At 66.9% G+C, this 20829-nt stretch carries 19 protein-coding genes; 14 read left to right on the forward strand and 5 right to left on the reverse strand.

Translation table 11 applies throughout. The features are described 5' to 3' along the window. The first annotated feature begins 81 nt into the window (after nucleotides 1-81). Nucleotides 82-414, forward strand: coding sequence for a 4a-hydroxytetrahydrobiopterin dehydratase (locus tag EV698_RS03745; RefSeq protein WP_130502804.1), 333 nt, complete (start codon nucleotides 82-84; stop codon nucleotides 412-414). On the opposite strand, the gene moaC is transcribed toward EV698_RS03745, so the two are convergent. After that, the gene (gene moaC / locus EV698_RS03750; RefSeq protein WP_130502805.1) at nucleotides 411-884 is read right to left on the reverse strand and encodes a cyclic pyranopterin monophosphate synthase MoaC; all 474 of its coding nucleotides are present in this window, start codon (nucleotides 882-884) and stop codon (nucleotides 411-413) included. The two genes, EV698_RS03745 and moaC, sit on opposite strands and share 4 nt — an antisense overlap. Beyond that, the gene (gene gpmA, locus EV698_RS03755) at nucleotides 881-1570 is read right to left on the reverse strand and encodes a 2,3-diphosphoglycerate-dependent phosphoglycerate mutase (RefSeq protein ID WP_476749582.1); all 690 of its coding nucleotides are present in this window, start codon (nucleotides 1568-1570) and stop codon (nucleotides 881-883) included. The genes moaC and gpmA overlap by 4 nt, the downstream gene beginning before the upstream one ends. A 63-nt stretch (nucleotides 1571-1633) precedes the next feature. On the opposite strand from gpmA, the gene EV698_RS03760 reads away from it, so the two are divergent. Genes EV698_RS03760 through EV698_RS03770 form a run of 3 tightly spaced genes read left to right on the forward strand, consistent with a single transcriptional unit; the run spans nucleotide 1634 to nucleotide 3770 of the window. Then, complete coding sequence (locus EV698_RS03760; protein WP_239016202.1) at nucleotides 1634-2143, forward strand: L,D-transpeptidase; 510 nt, start codon at nucleotides 1634-1636, stop codon at nucleotides 2141-2143. Then, the gene (nagZ, locus tag EV698_RS03765; RefSeq protein ID WP_130502807.1) at nucleotides 2140-3150 is read left to right on the forward strand and encodes a beta-N-acetylhexosaminidase; all 1011 of its coding nucleotides are present in this window, start codon (nucleotides 2140-2142) and stop codon (nucleotides 3148-3150) included. Before EV698_RS03760 ends, nagZ begins: the two co-directional genes overlap by 4 nt. 44 nt (nucleotides 3151-3194) lie before the next feature. Next, nucleotides 3195-3770 (forward strand): hypoxanthine-guanine phosphoribosyltransferase, encoded by a 576-nt coding sequence (locus EV698_RS03770; RefSeq protein ID WP_130502808.1) that lies wholly within the window; start codon nucleotides 3195-3197, stop codon nucleotides 3768-3770. On the opposite strand, the gene EV698_RS03775 is transcribed toward EV698_RS03770, so the two are convergent. Together EV698_RS03775 and mfd are read right to left on the reverse strand one after the other, a co-directional pair. Further along, on the reverse strand, nucleotides 3767-4357 hold the full coding sequence (locus EV698_RS03775) for a CsiV family protein (RefSeq protein WP_130502809.1): 591 nt from the start codon (nucleotides 4355-4357) through the stop codon (nucleotides 3767-3769). The two genes, EV698_RS03770 and EV698_RS03775, sit on opposite strands and share 4 nt — an antisense overlap. Next, nucleotides 4354-7824, reverse strand: coding sequence for a transcription-repair coupling factor (gene mfd, locus EV698_RS03780; protein ID WP_130502810.1), 3471 nt, complete (start codon nucleotides 7822-7824; stop codon nucleotides 4354-4356). The genes EV698_RS03775 and mfd overlap by 4 nt, the downstream gene beginning before the upstream one ends. A gap of 100 nt (nucleotides 7825-7924) precedes the next feature. Here mfd and sfsA point away from each other — a divergent pair, with 100 nt between their 5' ends. Genes sfsA through EV698_RS03830 form a run of 10 tightly spaced genes read left to right on the forward strand, consistent with a single transcriptional unit; the run spans nucleotide 7925 to nucleotide 17995 of the window. After that, on the forward strand, nucleotides 7925-8626 hold the full coding sequence (sfsA, locus tag EV698_RS03785) for a DNA/RNA nuclease SfsA (protein WP_130502811.1): 702 nt from the start codon (nucleotides 7925-7927) through the stop codon (nucleotides 8624-8626). Further along, complete coding sequence (locus EV698_RS03790; protein ID WP_130502812.1) at nucleotides 8623-9870, forward strand: lipoprotein-releasing ABC transporter permease subunit; 1248 nt, start codon at nucleotides 8623-8625, stop codon at nucleotides 9868-9870. The genes sfsA and EV698_RS03790 overlap by 4 nt, the downstream gene beginning before the upstream one ends. Beyond that, nucleotides 9863-10549: an ABC transporter ATP-binding protein gene (locus EV698_RS03795; protein ID WP_130502813.1), complete on the forward strand. Its 687-nt coding sequence runs from the start codon at nucleotides 9863-9865 to the stop codon at nucleotides 10547-10549. Before EV698_RS03790 ends, EV698_RS03795 begins: the two co-directional genes overlap by 8 nt. 46 nt (nucleotides 10550-10595) lie before the next feature. Next, complete coding sequence (locus EV698_RS03800; protein ID WP_130502814.1) at nucleotides 10596-12959, forward strand: DNA internalization-related competence protein ComEC/Rec2; 2364 nt, start codon at nucleotides 10596-10598, stop codon at nucleotides 12957-12959. After that, a complete protein-coding gene (locus EV698_RS03805; protein WP_130502815.1) occupies nucleotides 12947-13570 on the forward strand; it encodes a MotA/TolQ/ExbB proton channel family protein in 624 nt (207 codons plus the stop codon). The genes EV698_RS03800 and EV698_RS03805 overlap by 13 nt, the downstream gene beginning before the upstream one ends. Beyond that, the gene (locus EV698_RS03810) at nucleotides 13567-13989 is read left to right on the forward strand and encodes an ExbD/TolR family protein (protein ID WP_130502816.1); all 423 of its coding nucleotides are present in this window, start codon (nucleotides 13567-13569) and stop codon (nucleotides 13987-13989) included. The genes EV698_RS03805 and EV698_RS03810 overlap by 4 nt, the downstream gene beginning before the upstream one ends. Continuing rightward, nucleotides 13986-15770, forward strand: coding sequence for a lipid A export permease/ATP-binding protein MsbA (gene msbA / locus EV698_RS03815; protein ID WP_239016203.1), 1785 nt, complete (start codon nucleotides 13986-13988; stop codon nucleotides 15768-15770). Before EV698_RS03810 ends, msbA begins: the two co-directional genes overlap by 4 nt. Further along, on the forward strand, nucleotides 15763-16755 hold the full coding sequence (lpxK, locus tag EV698_RS03820) for a tetraacyldisaccharide 4'-kinase (RefSeq protein WP_130502817.1): 993 nt from the start codon (nucleotides 15763-15765) through the stop codon (nucleotides 16753-16755). Before msbA ends, lpxK begins: the two co-directional genes overlap by 8 nt. Next, nucleotides 16752-17519 carry a 3-deoxy-manno-octulosonate cytidylyltransferase gene (gene kdsB / locus EV698_RS03825; protein ID WP_130502818.1) on the forward strand — a complete coding sequence of 256 codons (768 nt, stop codon included), beginning with the start codon at nucleotides 16752-16754 and terminating at the stop codon, nucleotides 17517-17519. Before lpxK ends, kdsB begins: the two co-directional genes overlap by 4 nt. Next, complete coding sequence (locus tag EV698_RS03830; protein WP_130502819.1) at nucleotides 17519-17995, forward strand: low molecular weight protein-tyrosine-phosphatase; 477 nt, start codon at nucleotides 17519-17521, stop codon at nucleotides 17993-17995. Before kdsB ends, EV698_RS03830 begins: the two co-directional genes overlap by 1 nt. Here the strand turns inward: EV698_RS03830 and rne are convergent. Beyond that, a complete protein-coding gene (gene rne, locus EV698_RS03835) occupies nucleotides 17992-20655 on the reverse strand; it encodes a ribonuclease E (RefSeq protein WP_338062116.1) in 2664 nt (887 codons plus the stop codon). The genes EV698_RS03830 and rne overlap by 4 nt on opposite strands. Nucleotides 20656-20829: the final 174 nt, after the last annotated feature.

Below are 20829 nucleotides of genomic sequence, written 5' to 3' on the forward strand. Positions count from 1 at the left end.
CGAACCGGATCAATGGTTTGCTAGTAATTGGTGAACCACATCGACCCCGGCCGAATCGCCGGGCGCAGAAAAGGAGCTCTCATGAGTCTGACCGAAAAGAAGTGCACCCCCTGCCAGGGGGGTATCGATCCGCTGACCCGCGAAGAGGCAGAGCGTTATCTCGCGGACATCCCGGGCTGGACGCTCAACGACGATGCGACGCGGATTAGCCGGCTGTTCAAAACGGGCGACTTCGCGAAGGCCCAGGCGGTCGCGAACAAGGCAGGTGACGTCGCCGAGCAGGAGGATCATCACTCGGATATCCGCTTCGGCTACGGCTGGTGCGAGGTCGAGATCCATACCCACGCGATCGGTGGGCTGCACGAAAACGACTTCATCTATGCCGCCAAGGTCAACCAGGCGGTGGACGGCTAGCGCCACCACTCGCCGGAACGGCCGCCACGCTTGTGGATGAGCCGGACGCCCTCGATGGTCATGCCACGATCGAGGGCCTTACACATATCGTAGACGGCGAGCAGGGCTACCTGCACCGCCGTCAGTGCTTCCATTTCGACACCGGTGGCGCCGCGGGTTGCTGTTGATGCCTCGCAGCGGACCGCCGAGCTGTCGACATCCACGGTGAGCGTCACTTCCACCCTCGAGAGCGACAATGGGTGACACAGCGGTATTAGATCCGCGGTGCGCTTCGCGCCCATGATGCCGGCGATACGGGCGGTGCCGAGGGCGTCGCCTTTTTTCAGCTCACCGCGCTCCAGGCTCCCCAGGGCGTCCGGCGCCATGACGATCCACCCCTCGGCCACCGCAACGCGCTCGCTGTCGGGCTTCGCGCCGATATCCACCATGTGCGCCTCACCCGAGGCATTGAGATGCGGCAGCTCGCTCAAGTGTTTTCCCTCAGGGAGTATTTGCGCTCGACGCCGAAGTCATCACCGAGCTCGTAGACCAGGGGGTCGCCGGTAGCGATTTCCACGCCGGTAATATCCTCGTCCGAAATCCCCTCGAGGTGTTTGACCAGCGCACGAAGGCTGTTGCCGTGGGCGGCGATCAGCAGCGTTGGATAGCGCTCGAGCGCCGGCACCAGGTCGCTCTCCCAGTAGGGCAGTACCCTTGCGAGGGTATCCTTGAGCGATTCGGTGGCCGGCAGCCGCGCGGGATCGAGATCGGCATAGCGTGGGTCGTGGCGCGGGTGACGGGCGTCATCGCTGTCCAGGGCCGGCGGTGGCGTGGCGAAACTGCGGCGCCAGATATGAACCTGCTCGTCGCCGTACTGGGCCGCGGTCTCGGCCTTGTCGAGGCCGGTCAGTGCGCCGTAGTGGCGCTCATTGAGCCGCCAGTCCTTGATCATCGGCACCCACAGCCGATCGAGGACATCGAGTCCCATGAATCCGGTACGGATGGCGCGGGTGAGCACCGAGGTGTAGAGCGCATCGGGGGCAATGCCGGCGGCGTGCATCAGTTCGCCGGCGGCAATCGCCTCGTCGCGGCCCTTGTCGCTCAGATCCACATCATGCCAGCCGGTGAACCGGTTCTCGAGATTCCAGACGCTCTGCCCGTGGCGCAGCAGGATCAGTCGTTTCATGGGCGAGTCCCCCTTCGTGGTTTTTGATTAGACGACTAGGATAGCATTCGCCCCATGAGCCACCAGAGACAGCGGATGGACGACTGGATCGCGATCTCTCTGCCCCGACAGCGACTCGACATCCGCGCGGGAGAGCGGGTGGTACAGAGCTGGCCGGTGTCGACGGCGGCGGCGGGCGCCGGCGAGCTCAACGGCAGCGGTGCCACGCCGCGGGGCTGGCACCGGATTCGGGCGATGATCGGCGCATCGGCGCCCGCCGGCAGCGTCTTCGTGGCGCGGCGCCCGACCGGTGAGGTCTACTCCCCGGCGCTGGCCGCCGCCTACCCGCAACGCGACTGGATCCTCACCCGAATCCTCTGGCTCTGCGGCAGCGAGCCCGGGTTCAACCGCGGCGGGGCGGTCGACAGCCAGCGACGCTTTATCTACCTCCACGGCACCCCGGAGACCGAGCCCATGGGTATACCCCGCTCCCACGGCTGCATCCGTCTGCACAGCGCCGAGATCATCGCGCTGTTCAATGCCTGCCGACCGGGCATGCCGGTCTGGATCGGAGCCAGCGACTGATGCTCGGCCCACTCATGATCGGTATCGAGGGACTGGAGCTGCTCGGTGAGGAGCGCCGGCGACTGCAACACCCGGCGGTGGGCGGGGTGTTGCTGTTCGCCCGCAACTTCGAGACCCCCGCCCAGTTGCTCGCGCTGACCCGCTCCATCAAGGCGCTGCGCCAGCCCCCGTTGCTGATCGCCGTGGACCAGGAGGGCGGTCGCGTTCAGCGCTTTCGGAGCGGGCTTACGGTCCTGCCGGCGACGGGCGTGATCGGTCGCGCGGCCGCAGCGGCTCCGGCACTGGCGCGGAATACCGCCCGGGCGGCCGGCTGGGTCATGGCGGCAGAGCTCCGCGCGCTGGGCGTCGATTTCAGCTTTGCTCCGGTGCTTGACCTCGATCGCGGCGTCAGTCGAGTCATCGGCGATCGCGCCTTCGGCAGCGATCCGGCAACAGTCGCCGCACTGGGCCTCGCCTGGCAGCGCGGGGTACGTGCGGCCGGCTCGATCTGTATCGGCAAGCATTTCCCCGGCCACGGCGGGACCGCGCCCGATTCCCACCAGCAGCGGGTAGTGGACAAGCGCGCCCTGGCGGACCTCGTCCACCAGGATCTGCTGCCGTTCCGACGGCTGATCGATAACGGCCTCGCCGGCGTGATGATGGCGCATGTGAGCTTTCCGGCGGTGGACCCTCGTCCGGCGGGATTCGCGTCCGCCTGGACCGGATATCTGCGCCGGTCGCTGGGTTTCCAGGGCGCGATTTTCAGCGATGACCTGGAGATGGCCGCGGCCGCGACCGAGGGCGATCTGGCACAGCGTGCCGACAGGGCGCTGGCAGCGGGCTGTGACATGGTGCTGTACGGCAACGCCGGCCGCCGCATCGACCCGTTTCTCGACCGGTGGGTGACACCCGATCCGCTGACGGCGTTGCGTCTGGCCCGCCTGCATGGTCGCGGCGGCTCCGGGCTCGACACCCTCCATGCCAGTAATGACTACCGCCAGGCCCGAGCGTTACTGGATGCCTTGTAAGGCGACCGCTATACTGCGCGGCTTTCGACAATGGAGCGATGATCATGACCCAGGGCGTAGAACTGACCGCCGAACAACTTGCGGGTGTTCTCGAGCGCGCGGAGTGCCTGCATGATGCCGATGCCATCGAGGCGGCTCTAAATCGGCTGGGCGAGCAGATCACCGCGGTGATGGCGGACACCCGGCCACTGGTCCTGGGGGTGATGACCGGGGCGATCGTGCCGATGGGGCGACTGCTCAATCGGCTGGATTTCCCGCTGGAAATCGACTACATCCACGCCACTCGCTATCACAAAACCACCACCGGGCGAGAACTGGTGTGGCTGGCGCGGCCGCAGACACCGCTGCGCGATCGCCATGTCCTGATCGTCGATGACATCCTCGATGAGGGTCATACGTTCCGTGGTCTGATCGACGAATGCCTGGAGCACGGGGCAGCTTCCGTGCATACCGCCGTTCTCGCGGACAAGCCCAACGCCGGACGGGTACCGGGTCTCGCCGCGGATTTCGTCGGCCTCACGGTGCCGGAGCGGTACGTGTTCGGCGCGGGGATGGACTACAAGGGTTATCTACGTAATGTCGACGCGATCTACGCCGCCGACCCGGCCGACGAGGATTAATCCTCGCCCAGCGGATCGACCCGAATCACGACACCGAGCACCGGATGATCGAAATAGTGGGGCTGCTCGCCGCGTAGCCGGCGACTCGCGCTAAGCGTCCAGTGGGTGTCCGCCGACTCGGCGAGACGCAGTTCCACCCGCGCATGACGAAAGCGCTCGCGCGAGATCTGGATCGTGCCGTCCAGCGCCGGGATCGACTCAATGGCGGGCAATGCCAACGGCTGCGCCGTACTGCGGCTTACCCCCGGCTGATTCCACGCCGCATGCCAGTGGACGTCGAATCCCGGCCGCGCATCGATGCGGCGAGCAGTGTCCGTCAACTGGTAGCTCGATACCGGGAGGCGGTCATAGCCGAGTAGACCGTCGTCTGATCCACCCAGGGGCCAGGCGAGGCGGTCGGGCAGGGGGATGGGCTCAGTGCCCGGTGCCTCCTCGACGCTCTCGCCGATGGGCGGCTGGGTAAACACGATCACTTCGACCTGATAGCGCGGCGGCGCAGCGGAGTCGTCCTGCGCCTGGCCCGACGCCGGCCCGGCAATGACCACCAGCGCCAGGGCCAACGCCGCGGCGCGTGCGGGCCCGATCATGCCGCCTCCCGCAGGGCCATCCACTCGAGCAGCCGGTCGACCAGCTCGATGCGGGCCTGCGCGGTTTCGGTCTCGCGCCTGATGCGCAGGCGCTCCTGGCCTTCCAGCCGATAGACGGCCGGCTGCTCCTGGACGAGCCGCACCAGCGCGCTCGCGTCCACCTGCGGTGATTCCCCGAACTGGACCACGCCGCCCCCGGGGCCGACCTCGAAGCGCGTGATGCCCATGGCCTGGACCTGCTGGCGGATCCGGGCGATCTCGAGGAGGTTGCGGGCCGGATCGGGCAGGAGTCCGAAGCGGTCGATCATCTCGACCTGCAACTCGCGCAGTGCCCCGGCGTCGTTGGCATTCGCGATGCGCTTGTACATGACCAGCCTCGTGTGGACATCCGGCAGGTAGTCCTCCGGCAGCAATGCGGGGATATGCAGATCGACATCGGCGCTTTGCTCAAGCGGCTGCTCAAGCGCCGGCTCTTTGCCGGCTTTTAGCGATTTCACCGCGCGATCGAGCAGATCGCTGTAGAGATTGAATCCCACCTCGTAGATCTGCCCGCTCTGTCCCTCGCCGAGGAGCTCACCGGCACCGCGGATCTCGAGATCATGGCTCGCCAGCGCGAAGCCGATTCCCAGGTCTTCCAGCGACGAGATCGCGTCCAGCCGCTTGACGGCGTCCGCGGTCAGGCTGCGCCGCGGCGGCGCAACCATGTAGGCATACGCACGATGGTGCGAGCGGCCCACCCGGCCGCGCAGCTGGTGGAGCTGGGCAAGCCCGAGCCGGTCGGCGCGATTGATGACGATGGTGTTCGCCGTCGGGACGTCGATGCCGCTCTCGATAATGGTGGTGCACACGAGGATATTGAATCGCTGGTGGTAGAAATCGAGCATCACCCGCTCGAGCTCGCGCTCCGGCATCTGACCGTGAGCCGTGCCGACGCGGGCCTCGGGGAGCAGGGTCGCGAGCGATTCGGTAATCCGCTGGATGCTGTCGACGTCGTTGTGCAGGAAGTATACCTGGCCGCCCCGATGGAGCTCGCGCAGACAGGCCTCGCGAATGGTGGTGTCATCCCATTCGTTGACAAACGTCTTGACGGCCAGGCGCCGCGCCGGCGGTGTGGCGATGATCGATAGATCGCGCAGGCCGGCGAGCGACATGTTCAGCGTGCGAGGGATCGGCGTGGCGGTCAGTGTGAGCACATCGACGTTGGCACGCAGCCGCTTGAGCGCCTCTTTCTGCCGCACGCCGAAACGGTGCTCCTCGTCGATGATCATCAGCCCCAGGCGCTTGAAGCGGACCGACTGCTGGAGCAGCTTGTGGGTGCCGATGACGACATCGACCTTGCCTTCGTTGAGCGCCTCGAGCGTTTTCGACTGTTCTTTGGCGGACTGGAAGCGCGACAGCTGCTCGATCCGTACCGGCCAGTCGGCGAAGCGATCCTTGAAGTTCTGGAAATGCTGCTGGCAGAGCAGCGTCGTCGGGACGAGTACCGCCACCTGTCGCCCCGACTGGATACCGGCAAACGCCGCGCGCATGGCGACCTCGGTCTTGCCGAAGCCGACGTCGCCGCAGACAACCCGGTCCATCGGCCGGATCTGCTGGAGATCCTGCAGCACGGCATGGATGGCGGTCTGCTGATCAGGGGTTTCCTCGAACGGGAACTGGTCGGCGAAGTGGGCATAATCCTCCGCCGGGACGATGTGCGGTTCACCCTGCTGCGCCTCGCGGCGGGCGTAGATATCGAGCAGCTCGGCGGCGACGTCGCGTGCCTTCTGAGCGGCACGTTTGCGCGCCTTGTCCCACTGTCCGCTACCGAGCCGATGCATCGGTGCGCCATCATCATCGGCACCGGTGTAGCGGCTGATCAGATGCAGCGATGCGACCGGGACGTAGAGCTTGTCACCTGCCGCGTACTCGAGGGTCAGAAACTCCGTCTCGATGCCATCCACCGCCAGCGTCTGCAGTCCCTGGTAGCGGCCGATGCCGTGCTGCTCGTGCACCACCGGGGCGCCGATGGACAGATCGGTGAGGTCACGGATGATGGCGTCCGGGTCACGGTCGGGAGACGATTTGCGGCGCCGACGCTGTTCCACGCGCTCGCCGAGCAGTGCCGACTCAGGAACCACGGCGAGCCCGGTCTCCGGCAGCCGGAACCCCGCATCCAGCGGAGCAACCGTCAGGCCGAGCGCCGGCCGATCGGCGACGAACGAGGCCCAGTCACTGACGTCGCGAACACGGATCCCCGCGGCCTGGAGACGTTCGCGGAAGGCCTCCCGGCGCCCGGCCGTCTCGGCGGTAAGCAGCACCTGCCCCTCGAACCCGTCGACAAACGAGTGAAGCGATGCAACCCCGGTGTCATCCCCCGGGGCGGTGCGCAGATCCGGCAGCGGTTCGGCCGGCAGGGCACGATCGCGATTGCGCGACGCTTCGCGGCTCGTATCCGCCGGCAGATCGATCTGCGCGCCGGCGTGGAGGTGGTGACGTACGGCATCCGGATCGAGATAGAGGACATCCGGCGGTAGCAGGGGTCGCTCGCGGTCATGGCGGCGTTGCTCGTAGCGCTCACCGATTTGCGACCACTCGCTCGCCAGCTGGTCATCCACCGCGCCCATGCGCACAGCCAGGGTGCCGGCCGGCAGGTAGTCGAACAGTGTCGCCGTCGATTCGAAGAAAAGCGGCAGATAGGCCTCGATGCCGTTGGGGATATGCCCGTCACTGACCGACTGATAGACCGGGCTCGCCGTGGGATCGCCCTCGAAGCGCGCCCGGTACTGGCGGCGAAAGCGCTTGATGCCCTCGTCGTCGGTGGGGAATTCGTGCGCCGGCAGCAGTTCGACCGACTCCAGCCGGTCGATGCTGCGCTGGGTTTCCGGATCGAAGCTGCGGATGGTGTCGATCTCGTTATCGAACAGATCGATCCGGAACGGCGCCTCGGCGCCCATCGGGTAGAGATCGAGGATCGCGCCGCGTACCGCGAACTCGCCATGCTCGAGCACCTCGGAGACACAACGGTAACCGCTGCTCTGCAACGCGCTGCGCATTGGCTCGAGGTCCAGCTGCTGACCGGTGGCGAGCCGGATCACCGTGCCTTCGAGGAAGGACGGCGGGGCAATGCGCTGCATCAGCGTTGCCGCCGGCACGATCACGACACCGTCCCGCTTGCGTGGCAACCGGTGGAGTGCGCGCAAGCGCTCCGAGGTAATGTCCTGGTGAGGCGAGAAGACGTCGTAGGGCAGTACCTCCCAGTCGGGCATCAGTGCGATGTCCCCGACACCGAAAAAGCGCAGCCCGCGGCGCAGCTCCTCGGCCTCGGCGGTACCGGTGGTGATCACCAGCAGTGGTCCGTCGTGACGGGCGGCCGTCTCGGCGATCGCCAGCGCGCCGGCATCGCCGGGCAGACCGAACCAGTCCTGGCGGGTCCCGGCGCGGGTGGGCAGATCATGGTGGACGAGCAGGGGGGTAGTATTCGGCATGAACCCGGCAATCAAAATAGGTCGAGAATCGGAGTCTACCCAATGCAGCGAGCACGGGAAACGGGATGAACGCCTTTGCCGCAGCGGTTAGACTGCGCTGATGGAATACGACGCGCCGCTCACCACCGGAATCCTGCATCGTCGCTACAAGCGATTCCTGGCCGACGTGACGCTCGACAGCGGCGAGGCGGTGACCGCCCATTGCCCCAACACCGGCTCGATGCTCGGCTGCGCCGAGCCGGGAATGCGGGTCTGGCTGTCGCACAGCGACCGCCCCGGTCGCAAGTATGCCCATACCTGGGAGCAGGTCGAGGTCGAGGGCGGGATCCGGGTGGGCATCCATACCGGCCGGACCAATCGCCTTGTTGCCGAGGCCCTCGGCGATCCCGCGCTCATCCCCGAGGTGGTGGGCGCCGGCAGGCCGCGCGCCGAGGTCAACGTCCCCGATGAGCCGATGCGCGCCGATTTCCGGCTCGAGGGCGATGGCCGCTTCATCGAGGTCAAGAACGTCACCGCTGCCGTGGATACCGGTGTGGCGGTCTTCCCCGATGCCCCGAGCAGCCGCGGCGTGCGCCATCTCGAAGTCCTGCAGCGCCTCGCTGAGCGAGGGCAGGGCGCGATGCTTATCTTCTGCGCCCAGCGCCCCGATGTCGACGAGATCCGTCCGGCCGACCGGATCGATCCCGCCTATGGTGTCGCGCTCCGTGCCGCGCGCGCCGCCGGGGTGGCCGTGATCGGCGTCGGGGCGACGCCCGTTGGCGAGGGTATTCGCGTGGATCGCCGAATCCCGGTGATCACATGATCCGACCGCTTCCGCTTTTTATCGGCCTGCGCTATACGCGTGCCCGGCGCCGCAACGGCTTCGTCTCGTTCATTTCCGCGAGCTCGATGCTGGGTATTGCCGTGGGGGTGATGGCCCTTATCACCGTCCTCTCGGTGATGAACGGCTTCGAAAAGGAGCTGCGCGAGCGCATCCTCGGGATGGTTTCCCATGCAACGGTTCAGGGCGGCAACGGCGGGCTCGAGGACTGGCAGTCGCTCCTGCCGGAGCTCAGCGAGCGCGCGTCGGTGATCGGCGCCGCCCCGTTCGTCAACGGCGAGGTCATGCTCACTCGGGGCTCGGCGGTCACCGGGGCGCTGGTCCGCGGGATCGATCCGGCCCGCGAGGGCTCGGTGTCACGGATCGCCAATAACCTGGTCTCCGGTCGCCTCGACGATCTGGAGGATGGCGCCTGGCGCATTATCCTCGGCAAGCGCCTGGCCGCGGAACTGGGCGTGGGACGCGGTGATGCGATCAGTCTGATTACGCCCGAGGTACGCGCATCGGCCGCCGGTATCCTGCCACGCCTGCGCCGTTTCGAAGTTGCCGGGGTGTTCGAGGTGGACATGGCCCAGTACGACGGTTCGCTGGCCCTGATCCATCTCGCCGATGCACAGCGCCTCCAGCGTATGGGGGATGCGGTGACCGGCATACGGCTCGAGTTCACCGATTTGATGGCGGCGCCGGAGCGCGTCCGCACCATCGCCAGCGAACTCCCCGGTCGCTATCGCGTCAGCGACTGGACCATGCAGCATCGCAACTTCTTTCGTGCGGTCGCGATGGAGAAAACGGTCATGTTCATCATCCTGATGCTCATCGTCGGCGTGGCGGCGTTCAACATCGTCTCGACGCTCGTCATGGCGGTGCAGGACAAGCGCTCCGATATCGCCATCCTGCGCACGCTCGGTGCCCGACCGGCAACGGTCATGGCGATTTTCATTATCCAGGGGAGTCTGCTGGGGATTGTCGGGACGCTGATCGGCACGGGGGCCGGTGTCGCCCTGGCCCTCAACGTCGAAACCATCGTCCCGGCCATCGAGCAGCTCTTCAACACCCAGTTCCTCTCGGGTGATATCTACCTGATCAGCGAGCTGCCCTCGGACCTGCGCGCTGCGGATGTCTGGCGGATCAGCCTCTCGGCGGTGGGCCTGAGCCTGCTGGCGACGCTCTATCCCGCCTGGCGGGCCGCGCGAACGGCACCGGCGGAGGCCCTGCGCCATGAATGAGCGGGCACCGGTGCTCGAATGCCGCGGCGTCGGCAAGGGATTCCACGAAGGCGGACTCGACGTCGACGTGCTGCGCGGGCTCGACTTCCAGGTGGCACCCGGCGAGCAGATCGCGATCCTCGGACGCTCCGGGTCCGGCAAGAGCACGCTGTTGCAACTGCTCGGCGGGCTCGAGGATCCGGACAGCGGCGAGGTGCGGATCGCCGATCAGCCGGTGAGCCGGCTGGGCGCGGCGGCACGCGGTCGGCTACGAAACCGCGCACTGGGATTCGTCTACCAGTTCCACCATCTGCTGGGTGAATTCACCGCCATCGAGAACGTCGCCATGCCACTGCTGATCCGGGGCGAGGCGATCCGCGACGCCCGCGCCGCCGCCGCGGCAATGCTGGAGTCGGTGGGGCTCGATCATCGTCTGGACCACAAACCCGGTGAGCTCTCCGGCGGCGAGCGTCAGCGGGTCGCGATCGCGCGAGCGCTCGTCACCCGTCCGGCCTGCCTGCTCGCCGACGAGCCCACCGGCAATCTCGATGATCAGACCGCCGAGTCGGTGCTGGCGCTTTTCCAGTCGCTCAACCGGGCCAACGAGACCAGCGTTGTGCTGGTGACCCATGACCTTGATGTCGCGGCCCGGATGGACCGGCGGATGAATCTCGCCGACGGATTGCTGCGGATCGTCTGAGCCGCGTTGCTAGCCTGATCCCCTCGAGACGGGACAGGGGTGGCGCATGGCGGCGGGCAGCTTTGGGGATACGCTCGCGGCGCTGCTCGCCGGACTCATGCTCGGCGCTCTCACCCCGGTGCAGTTCGCGCCCGGGCTGCTCGTCATCACCCCGTTGCTGCCGTGCCTGGCACTGTCCGCCGGCGGGCGGTGGCCGGGCTGGGTCGCCGTCGGCGTCGTCGTCGCGCTTATCGGCCAGGCCAGTGCCCTCGAGCGGCGCCCGGACATCGATCCCACCGAGTCGGTAGAGGTCGTCGGGCGCGTCGCCTCGCTGCCCGAGCAATCCGACGGTCGCCAGCGTTTCGTACTCCGCCCCGAGCGGATCGATGACGATACCGGGCATCTGCCGCGGCGCATCCGGATCAGCCTGTATGCCGATGCACCGGTTATCGCCGCCGGCGAGCGCTGGCGTCTGCCGTTGCGCCTGCGCCGACCGCGCGGCTTCATGAACCCGGTGCGATTCGATTACGAGAAATGGCTCGCGAGTGAGCATATCGATGCCACGGCCTATATCACCGAGCCCGCGCAGGCGCAGCGCCTGGCGCCGGCTCGCGGTCTTGTCCACTGGCGCGCCCGACTCTCGCGACACATCGCGCGTTCGAGTGCCACCGAGGGGCCCGGCGCGGCGCTCCTCAGGGGGCTCGTGACCGGTGATCGGCGCGGGTTCGATGATCGGACCTGGGCGATCCTGCGCGCGAGCGGCACCAGCCACCTGATGGCGATATCGGGTCTGCACATCGGGCTCGTCGCGGCATTTGGCTACGCCGCGGGCCGCCGGCTGTGGATGCACGCGCGACTCCCCGGGCGACGGGGCCTGACCGCCTCGCTGGTGGCGGTTGGCGCGGCGCTCGGCTATGCCGCGATGGCCGGTTTCGCACTGCCGACGCTGCGCGCACTCGTGATGTTCACGGTGCTGGCGCTGGCAGGGCTGTTCGGCCGCCGGGTCACGCCGTGGCGGGTGCTGCCGGTCGCGGCTACCGCCGTTATGCTGATCGATCCGGCAGCCGCGCTGGGCGCCGGGTTCTGGCTGTCATTCCTCGCCGTTGCCATTATCCTGCTGGCGGTGCGGGGACAGCGCCCGGGGCCGATCGCGGGCCTGTGGCGTATTCAGGTCGCGCTGCTGATCGGGCTAGCCCCGCTCTCGGGGCTTTTCTTCGGCAGCTGGAGCCCGGCGGGGCTGCTCGTCAATCTGATCGTGCTGCCGCTATTCTCTTTTTTCATCGTGCCCGCGGCGCTGATCGCAACCTTGGTCAGCCTTGGCCTGCCCGCCGCGGGCGATCCGATCCTGGGGGTGCTCGCCCGGCTGCTCGACGCCCTGATGGCCGCCGGTGGCCATATGCTCGATGCCGGCGTATCGGACTGGCCTCTCAACCCCGCGGGCGGAGTCACGACCGGGGCGCTGTGCCTGGGCCTGATTCTGCTGCTCTCACCGCGCGGGACACCCCTTCGCGTTCTGGCCATCCCGCTGATCACCGTCTTTTTCATGGCCCGTCCCGATCCGCTCGACCCTGGCTCGGCCACGATTACCTGGCTGGAGGTAGGTCAGGGCAATGCCGCGGTCATCCGGACCCGTGCGCATACCCTGATTGTCGATACCGGACCGGCCTGGTTCGGCGGTGCGAATGCCGCGGCCTTCTCGTTGATCCCGTTCCTCGAGGCGCGGGGCATTGAGCGCATCGACCGGTTGATCGTGACCCATGCCGATCGCGATCACCGCGGGGGCGTCGCGGCACTGGACGACGCGGTTGCGATCGATCGCGTCGATGTCGGTGAACCGCTGGCCCGGTTCCCGGAGGCGCGGCGCTGCGAGGCCGGACAGACCTGGCAGATGGATGGGGTCGGATTCGAGTATCTGTGGCCCGATCACCCCGCTACTGCCAGCGGCAATGCGGCCTCCTGCGTTTTGCGACTCAGCTCGAGCGGCGGTGATGTGGTTTTTACCGGCGACATCGATCGGGCTATTGAACGCCGCATCGCGCTCCGCATCGAGACGCCGGTGGTGGCCCTCGAGGCCCCGCACCACGGCAGCCGGACGGGCACTGGCCCGGCACTTCTCGCGGCCGCCGCGCCGGCGCGGGTCATCATCTCCGCGGGCTATCGCAACGCCTATGACATGCCCCACGCGGCGGTCATCGAGCGTCTGCGCTGTCGCCGGATACCGTTGCATGACACCGGCCTGCAGGGCGCACTGCGGCTCGAGCTCAAAGGCGGGCAATCACCGCGCTGGCGGGCCTCGCGGGGCCCCGGACGCGGCCTGCTGCACGAGTCCCCGCGGCGCGGGCGCTTTCGGGACGGCCCGCGAATCCATTATGATCGACGACCTTATCCGGGGGTATCCATGGAGTCGCGCCAGTCAACGTGTGGGAACTGATCGGTACCGGTGGTTGGGTCATGGCCCCCATCATCTTCTCGTCCATCCTTGCCATCGCGATCATCGTCGAGCGCGTCTGGATACTGCGAAGCCAGCGGGTGGCCCCGGCGGATCTCGTCCCCGAGGTATGGCGACTGGTGGCGACCGATGCGCTGGGCCCGGTCAATCTGCGCCGCCTGCGGGCAGGATCGCCGCTGGGGCGGGTGATCGCCGCCGGCGTCAGCCATGCAAACGGCCCGCGATCGGCGATGCTCGAGCGCATCGAGGAGACTGGCCGCGTCGAGGCCATGCAGCTCGAGCGCCATCTCAATACACTGGGGACCATCGCAGCGGTTACCCCTCTGCTGGGTCTCCTCGGGACGGTGATCGGTATGATCGATGTATTCAGCACCATCAACGCCGAGGGCCTGGGTGGTAACCGGGCCCTGGCCGGCGGCATCGGCGAGGCGCTGATCACCACCGGGGCCGGACTGACCGTGGCGATCCCGAGTGTTGCGGCGCACCGCTACCTGCGCGGTCGTGCCAACCGATTGGTCGTGGCCATCGAGCGCGAGGCACTGAAGCTCGCCGATGTGCTTGCCCGCAACACGACTACGGTGAGCCGGGCATGAGACTGAGCGACCGTGAGCCCGAGGCCCCCGAGATCAATCTCACCCCCCTCATCGATGTCGTGTTCCTCATGCTGGTGTTTTTCGTTGTCACCACCACGTTTACGGACCGCGAGGCACTCGAGATCACCTTGCCGGTGGCAGAGACCGGCGAGCCCGTGCCGACCGCGCCCGTGGAGATCGTGATCGGTGCCGGAGGTGATCTGCGTATCGACGGAACACCCATCGCCGACACGGCGACGGCGCTTCGCCGCGCACTGGCATCGGCTCGCGCCGAGCAACCGGCGGCCACCGAGCGCCTGCTCATCCGCGCGGATCGTACCGTCTCGCATGGACGGGTGCTGCGGGTAATGGACCAGGCGGGTCGGGCCGGCTTTGCGAATGTCAGCATCGCCACTACCGGGCAGGTCGGGAAACCATGAGCCGATCATCCAGCGGCATGCAGGCGGCCACGGGGATGCAGATCTACCGCCGCCTGATCGCCTATGTCCTCGTCTACTGGCGCGTCGCGGTGGTGGCCGTGGCGGGCATGCTGGTTACCGGGGCAAGCGAGGCCGGGTTTGCATGGCTTGTCAAACCCATGCTCGATTCAGGCTTTGTCGAACGCGATCCGGCGGTGTTGCAGCTGATTCCGCTCGGCGTGCTTGCCATTTTCCTGGTGCGGGGAATCAGCAGTTTCGCCGCCCAGTACAGCACGGCGTGGATCAGTCGCCGGGTGATCGCCCGGCTGCGCGGCGAGGTGTTTGCGCGGCTGCTGACGCTGCCGCGGCGCTATTTCGATGACATCTCCTCGGGCATGTTGCTCTCGCGACTGACCTATAACGTCGAGCAGGTGGCCCAGGCCGGCACCAATGCCATGGTGATCATCATCCGCGACAGCGCGACGGTGTTCTTCCTGCTCGCTTACATGGCCTGGCTCAGCTGGTCGCTGACGCTCACCTTCATGCTGCTCGGGCCGGTAGTAATCGGTGTCGTGCTCTATGTCAGCAAGCGTTTCCGACGCCTCAGTCATACCATCCAGCAATCGGTGGGCAGTATCGCCTACGTCGCCGAGGAGGCGATCGAGGGCAGTGACGAGGTGCGCATGCACGGCGCGCAGCGGGTCGAGCAGGCACGCTTCGAGACCGCCAACCAGCGCAACATCGACCAGTTCATGAAGTTCGCCAGCACACAGGCCCTGAGCACGCCGGTGGTGCAGTTCTGCGCGGCACTGGCGCTCTCCATCGTGGTCTGGCTGGCGACCTCGCAGGGCAGTGTCACGTCGGTCAGCGTGGGGACGTTCGTCTCGTTCATCACCGCGATGATGCTGTTGCTACAGCCACTCAAGCGGCTCACCCGCGTCCATGCCGAGATACAGCGCGGCATCGCCGCCGGCGAGAGCATATTCGAGATTATCGATGAGCCGCCCGAGACCGACAACGGCGAGTACGCGCCGGAACGTGTTGGCGGGCAGATCTCGTTCCGCGATGTGTGCTTCGCCTATGACACGGGTACCGCGGCCGTACTCGATGCCATCAATCTGGATATCCCCGCAGGCGAGACCGTCGCCATAGTGGGGCGCTCCGGGAGCGGCAAGACCACACTGGTCAACCTGCTGCCCCGCTTCTATGAACCGACGGCCGGCGAGATCCGTCTCGATGGCGTCGCGCTCGCGGACTATCGGCTGGACGCCCTGCGGCGACAGCTCGCGCTGGTGGGACAGCAAGTGGTTCTGTTCAATACCACCATTGCCGAGAACATCGCCTACGGTAAGGATCCGATGCCGTCGCGCGAGGCGATCGTCGCCGCGGCGGAAGCGGCCAACGCCCGGGATTTCATCGATGCGCTGCCGTCCGGGTTCGAGACCCTCATCGGCGCCGACGGCGTGCAACTCTCCGGCGGCCAGCGCCAGCGCCTCGCGATCGCCCGGGCGCTGCTCAAGGACGCACCGGTGCTGATTCTCGACGAGGCCACCTCGGCGCTCGACTCGGAGTCGGAACAGCACATCCAGTCGGCGCTCGAGCGCCTGATTCGTGGCCGCACGACCCTGGTCATTGCCCATCGGCTTTCGACCATCGAGCGCGCCGATCGTATCGTCGTACTCGATGCGGGCCGAGTGGTGGAGCAGGGCACGCATGCCGAACTGATCGCGAGCCGCGGGCACTACGCGGCGCTGCATCGCCTGCAATTCCGCAGCGAGTGGTCGCAGGCGGACGATGACTAGGCACTGGCCCGGCTTCTGGGCCGATAATGGTGTACTCGCTCGGCTGCTCGGGCCGGTGGAGTGGCTCTTCCGCTGCATTGCCTCATCCCGCCGCCGTCGACTCGAGCCGATCGCGCGGGCGATGCCGGCACCGGTGGTCGTGGTCGGCAACCTCGCCGTGGGCGGTAGCGGCAAGACTCCGCTGGTGATCTGGCTGGTCGCGGCCGCCGCGGCGCGCGGCTGGCGGCCCGGCGTGGTATTACGGGGATACGGCGGCCGCGCTCGCGGGATAACGGCGGTGACGGGCGATAGCGATCCCGCCGCGGTGGGCGACGAGGCGGTCCTCATCGCAAAGCGTACCGGGTACCCGGTAATGACGGGGCGCGACCGGGCCGCGGCCGCCGATGCCCTGGTCGCCACCGGCGACGTTGACCTGGTGATCAGTGATGACGGCCTGCAGCATTATCGTCTGGCACGCGATGTCGAAATCGTCGTGGTGGACGCGCGGCGCGGTCATGGCAACGCTCGCTGTCTGCCCGCCGGGCCGCTCCGCGAACCGCCGTCCCGGCTTGCGGAGGTCGACGCCGTGATCGGCCACGGCGGCGCAGTGGATGAGAATGGGTACCGCTTCATGCTGATTCCCGGTGACCTCCGGCCTGTCACTGACTCGGCGCCGGCAGCGCCCGCCAGTGGCGACCGTGTGCACGCCGTGGCGGGGATCGGGCATCCCGAGCGCTTTTTCGATGTCCTGCGCGCGATGGGTCTCGAAGTGGTCGCGCACCCGTTGGGTGATCATCACCGATACCGGGCAGGTGATTTGCGGTTCGGCGATGACGCCGCCGTGGTCATGACCGAAAAGGATGCCGTCAAATGCCGCGCAATCGCCCCGCAGGCGAGCTGGTATCTGCCGGTGGCCGCACAACCCGATCATCCATCGGCCCGGTGTCTGGAAGGACTGCTCGATCGGGCGCAACAACGCTTCAATAACCGAAAGGGGACTTCATGACCGGCTTTACCGTTGTGATTCCAGCCCGCTATGCCTCCACCCGCTTGCCCGGCAAACCGCTGCTCCCGCTCGGGGGTCGGCCGGTGATCGAGCATGTCTGGCGGCGGGCGATCGAGAGCGGCGCCGAGCGGGTGATTGTTGCAACGGATCATGAGGCGATTGCCGACCGCGTCAGCGCCTTTGGTGCCGAATGCTGCATCACGGCGCCGCACCACGCGAGCGGCACCGAGCGCATCGCCGAGGTGGTCGGATTGCACGGGTTTGCCACGGATGCCGTTGTCGTGAATCTCCAGGGCGATGAGCCGCTCATGCCGCCCGCCCTGCTGGCCCAGGTGGCGGAGACGCTGGCATCGACACCGGTCGCCTCGATGGCGACCCTCGCCACACCGATCGCGGATGGCGATGAACTGCATGATCCACACGCGGTCAAGCTGGTCACCGATCACAACGGCCGGGCGCTTTATTTCAGCCGCGCCGCCATTCCCCGCGATCGGGAAGGGACGAGCGAGATGGTCCATGCCATTGCCCGCCGGCATCTCGGGATCTATGCCTATCGGGCGGGATTCCTGCTCGATTATCCGGCGTTGCCACCGAGCCCGCTCGAGCGGATCGAGCAGCTCGAGCAGCTGCGGGCACTGCAGGCCGGAATCCACATCCAGGTCGCCGATGCCGGAGAGCGTCCCGGGCCCGGTATCGACACCGCTGCGGACCTTGCGATGGCCGAAGCCGCCATCGGTCCCGAATCACATCAGGAGAGTAGGTAATGACGCGAGTACTGTTCGTCTGCATGGGTAATATCTGTCGCTCCCCCATCGCCGAGGGGATTTTCCGTGAGCGGCTGCGTGTCGAGGGACTGACCGAACAGGTGTCCACGGACTCCGCCGGCACTCATGACTACCACGTTGGAAGGGCGCCGGATCGACGCGCGCAGGCGATGATGGCGCAGGAGGGTATCGATATCAGCGACCTGCGTGCCCGGCAGGTGGACGGCTTCGATTTCGAATTCTTCGACTACGTCCTGGCAATGGACGAGGGCAATTACGAGTGGCTTCGGGCTGAGGCACCCAGTGACTACCAGGCAAAGATCCAGCCGATGCTGAGCTTCGCGGCGTCACCGGGAGTCCACTGGGTGCCGGATCCCTACTTCGGTGGCGATTCAGGCTTTCGCAGCGTCTACGAACTCATCGATGACGCCGCGAATGGCCTGCTCGACAGCGTGCGTCGCCGGATAACCGACTAATCCGTCTCCTCTGACGGCAGACGGGGGCGCCCCGACCAGCGGCGCGGGTCACCCTCCGGTGTCACGGACGCCGGTGCCGCCGACTCGGGGGCCGCCGAGGACTCGTCGGTCTTCCCGGTCTTGCGGGGACGACCGCCGCCCGATCGTGAGCGGCGCCGCTGGGGCTTTTCCTTCTCCGGTTCGGGCTCAGGCGTCTGTTGAGCCTCGGGCTCGGGCTCTTGCTCGGGCTCTGGCCGGGGCTCGGGTGACGGCTTTTTCGCCGGCTCCGCCGGGGCTTGATCGGCAGGTGCCGCCTCGGTCTCCGCGGTCGCGTCAACGCCGTTTTCGTCGCCACCCTTGCCATTGCCGCCGCCGCGACGCCGACGACGGCCACCCCGGCGGCCACGCCGGCTGCGATTGCCGTTAGCGGCGTTCTCACCGTTGGACTCATCCCCGTCATCGACCGGCTCGACGGGCTCGGTGTCGTTGCCGGATGTCGTCCCCCGCGTCTCGTCCTCAGGCACGGACTCCGGTTTCGGCTCGGCCTTTTCCGTATCCTTGCTCTTGTCTTTCTTCTTTCCGGAAGGCTTCGACTTGCCCTTGCGCTTTTCGCTGCTTCGCGATTCCTCCGAACCCGATGCCCCGGAATCAGCCGTGGTCACAGGGGCCTCGTCGTTCGCTACTGACGCGTCGGTGGCGGAGTCAGCAGATGCGGTATCGGCGCCGGTGGCGCGATTGCGACGCTGGCCGCCACGACGATTGCCCTGATTACCGCTGCCGCTGCGCCGCCGGCGACCGTTACCACTGCGCGACCGTGACGACGACTCGTCCGACGAATCGCCATCGCTTGCACCGGTCTGCGCATCCGAGGTCGTCCGCGCCGTGGACGAATACATCGGTGAGTCACGCGTGGCGTTGTCGTCGCCGCTGACGAGACGTTTCAGCCAGCCGATCAGTCCCGGCGCGCGGGGGGTGTCGCGCTCGTTTCCGGTCGCGACCGGCGATGCCGGTGCGGATGCCGGCGCGGGCGTCGGTGTCGGTTCCGGTGTCGCGGGCTGGCTGGGGGCCGGGGCGGGGCGACCGGCACTCACGCTGCTGACGGCCGGCCGCTCGGCCTGGGGCCGTTCGGCCGTGAGAAGCTCCTCGGCCCGGCTCGGTGCGGTCTCTGCCGTTCCCATCTGGTAACTGGTGCCAGTCTCCGTTTCCTCGTCGCTGCGCACTCGCTCGAGCTCGTAGTGTGGCGTCTCGAGATTGCGGTTGGGGATGAGGATCACCCCGATGCCGTTGCGCGCCTCGATGGTCTCGAGGATGCCGCGTTTTTCATTGAGCAGGAAAGTCGCGACATCGACCGGCAGCTGGGCAACCACCTTCCCGGTCTTGTCCTTCATCGCCTCTTCTTCGATGATCCGCAGCACCGACAGGGCGAGGGACTCGACGCTGCGCACGGTGCCCTGGCCACTGCAGCGGCTGCAGACCTCGAGCGCCGATTCCCCGAGCGACGAGCGCAGACGCTGACGGGACATCTCCAGCAGCCCGAACCGCGAGATACGGCCCAGCTGGACGCGGGCACGGTCCTGCTTGACGGCGTCACGAACGCAGTTCTCCACCTCGCGCTGGTTGCGATTGGGCCCCATGTCGATGAAGTCGATGACGATCAGTCCGCCGAGATCGCGCAGCCGCAGCTGCCGGGCGATCTCCTCGGCGGCCTCGAGGTTGGTCTTGAGCGCCGTCTCCTCGATATCGGCGCCCTTGGTCGCCCGCGCCGAGTTGATATCGATGGACACCAGGGCCTCGGTGTGGTCGATGACGATGACGCCGCCACTAGGCAGACGGACCTCTCGCTGGAAGGCCGACTCGATCTGGCTTTCGATCTGGTAGCGGCTGAACAGGGGGACCTTGTCGTCGTAGAACTTGAGCTTCTGCAGGTTGTGCGGCATTACCTGTTCGACGAATTCCCGGGCGCGCTCGTAGATCTCACGATCGTCGATCAGGATTTCGCCGATATCCGCGCGCAGGTAGTCCCGCAGGGCCCGAATGATGACGTTGCTTTCCTGGTAGATCAGGAAGGGCGCCGACTTGGTCTCTGCGGCCTTCTGGACCGCCGTCCAGAGGTTGCGCAGGTAATCGAGATCCCACTGCAGCTCCTCGGCGTTACGACCGACACCTGCCGTGCGCACGATCAGCCCCATGCCGTCAGGCACCTCGAGAGTCTTCAGCGCATCGCGAATCTCGTTGCGCTCGTTGCCCTCGATCCGCCGCGAGACGCCGCCGGCGCGGGGGTTGTTGGGCATCAGCACCAGGTAGCGGCCGGCAAGACTGACAAACGTGGTCAGCGCCGCGCCCTTCGTCCCGCGCTCTTCCTTTTCGACCTGGACGACGACCTCGCGGCCCTCGGTAACGACATCGGCAATGGAGACACTGCCGGGGTCGATGTCGTCGCCACCGTCAAAGTATTCCGGCGCGATTTCCTTGAATGGCAGGAAACCGTGTCGTTCGGCACCGTACTGGACGAACGCCGCCTCGAGACTGGGCTCGACGCGGGTGATCCGTCCCTTGTAGATATTGGCTTTCTTACGCTCGCGCGCAGGGGTTTCGATATCGAGGTCGTAGAGGGACTGGCCATCGACCAGTGCAACGCGCAGCTCCTCGGGCTGGGTTGCGTTGACGAGCATTCTCTTCATGCCGAATTCGTCTCCGGCGCCCCTCCGTGGCGTCCGCACACGCGCATAGCTGGCCGGCGCAGCGCCAGAGGAAACTGGCGAGCGTCAACGGCAGGCAGCTGATACGCGGGATCAATAGACCCATCATGGGGTGTCCATCTGCGGGCGCCCGGCGAGGCGCGTTGTTGGGTTGAT

Source organism: Spiribacter vilamensis (assembly GCF_004217415.1).
Lineage (GTDB): Bacteria > Pseudomonadota > Gammaproteobacteria > Nitrococcales > Nitrococcaceae > Spiribacter > Spiribacter vilamensis.

Coding starts and splice junctions, on each gene's coding strand:
- EV698_RS03745 (WP_130502804.1), top strand. CDS start 82: ATGAGTCTGACCGAAAAGAAGTGCACCCCCTGCCAGGGGGGTATCGAT.
- EV698_RS03760 (WP_239016202.1), top strand. CDS start 1,634: ATGAGCCACCAGAGACAGCGGATGGACGACTGGATCGCGATCTCTCTG.
- EV698_RS03770 (WP_130502808.1), top strand. CDS start 3,195: ATGACCCAGGGCGTAGAACTGACCGCCGAACAACTTGCGGGTGTTCTC.
- EV698_RS03775 (WP_130502809.1), bottom strand. CDS start 4,357: ATGATCGGGCCCGCACGCGCCGCGGCGTTGGCCCTGGCGCTGGTGGTC.
- mfd (WP_130502810.1), bottom strand. CDS start 7,824: ATGCCGAATACTACCCCCCTGCTCGTCCACCATGATCTGCCCACCCGC.
- sfsA (WP_130502811.1), top strand. CDS start 7,925: ATGGAATACGACGCGCCGCTCACCACCGGAATCCTGCATCGTCGCTAC.
- EV698_RS03790 (WP_130502812.1), top strand. CDS start 8,623: ATGATCCGACCGCTTCCGCTTTTTATCGGCCTGCGCTATACGCGTGCC.
- EV698_RS03795 (WP_130502813.1), top strand. CDS start 9,863: ATGAATGAGCGGGCACCGGTGCTCGAATGCCGCGGCGTCGGCAAGGGA.
- EV698_RS03800 (WP_130502814.1), top strand. CDS start 10,596: ATGGCGGCGGGCAGCTTTGGGGATACGCTCGCGGCGCTGCTCGCCGGA.
- EV698_RS03810 (WP_130502816.1), top strand. CDS start 13,567: ATGAGACTGAGCGACCGTGAGCCCGAGGCCCCCGAGATCAATCTCACC.
- msbA (WP_239016203.1), top strand. CDS start 13,986: ATGAGCCGATCATCCAGCGGCATGCAGGCGGCCACGGGGATGCAGATC.
- lpxK (WP_130502817.1), top strand. CDS start 15,763: ATGACTAGGCACTGGCCCGGCTTCTGGGCCGATAATGGTGTACTCGCT.
- kdsB (WP_130502818.1), top strand. CDS start 16,752: ATGACCGGCTTTACCGTTGTGATTCCAGCCCGCTATGCCTCCACCCGC.
- EV698_RS03830 (WP_130502819.1), top strand. CDS start 17,519: ATGACGCGAGTACTGTTCGTCTGCATGGGTAATATCTGTCGCTCCCCC.
- rne (WP_338062116.1), bottom strand. CDS start 20,655: ATGAAGAGAATGCTCGTCAACGCAACCCAGCCCGAGGAGCTGCGCGTT.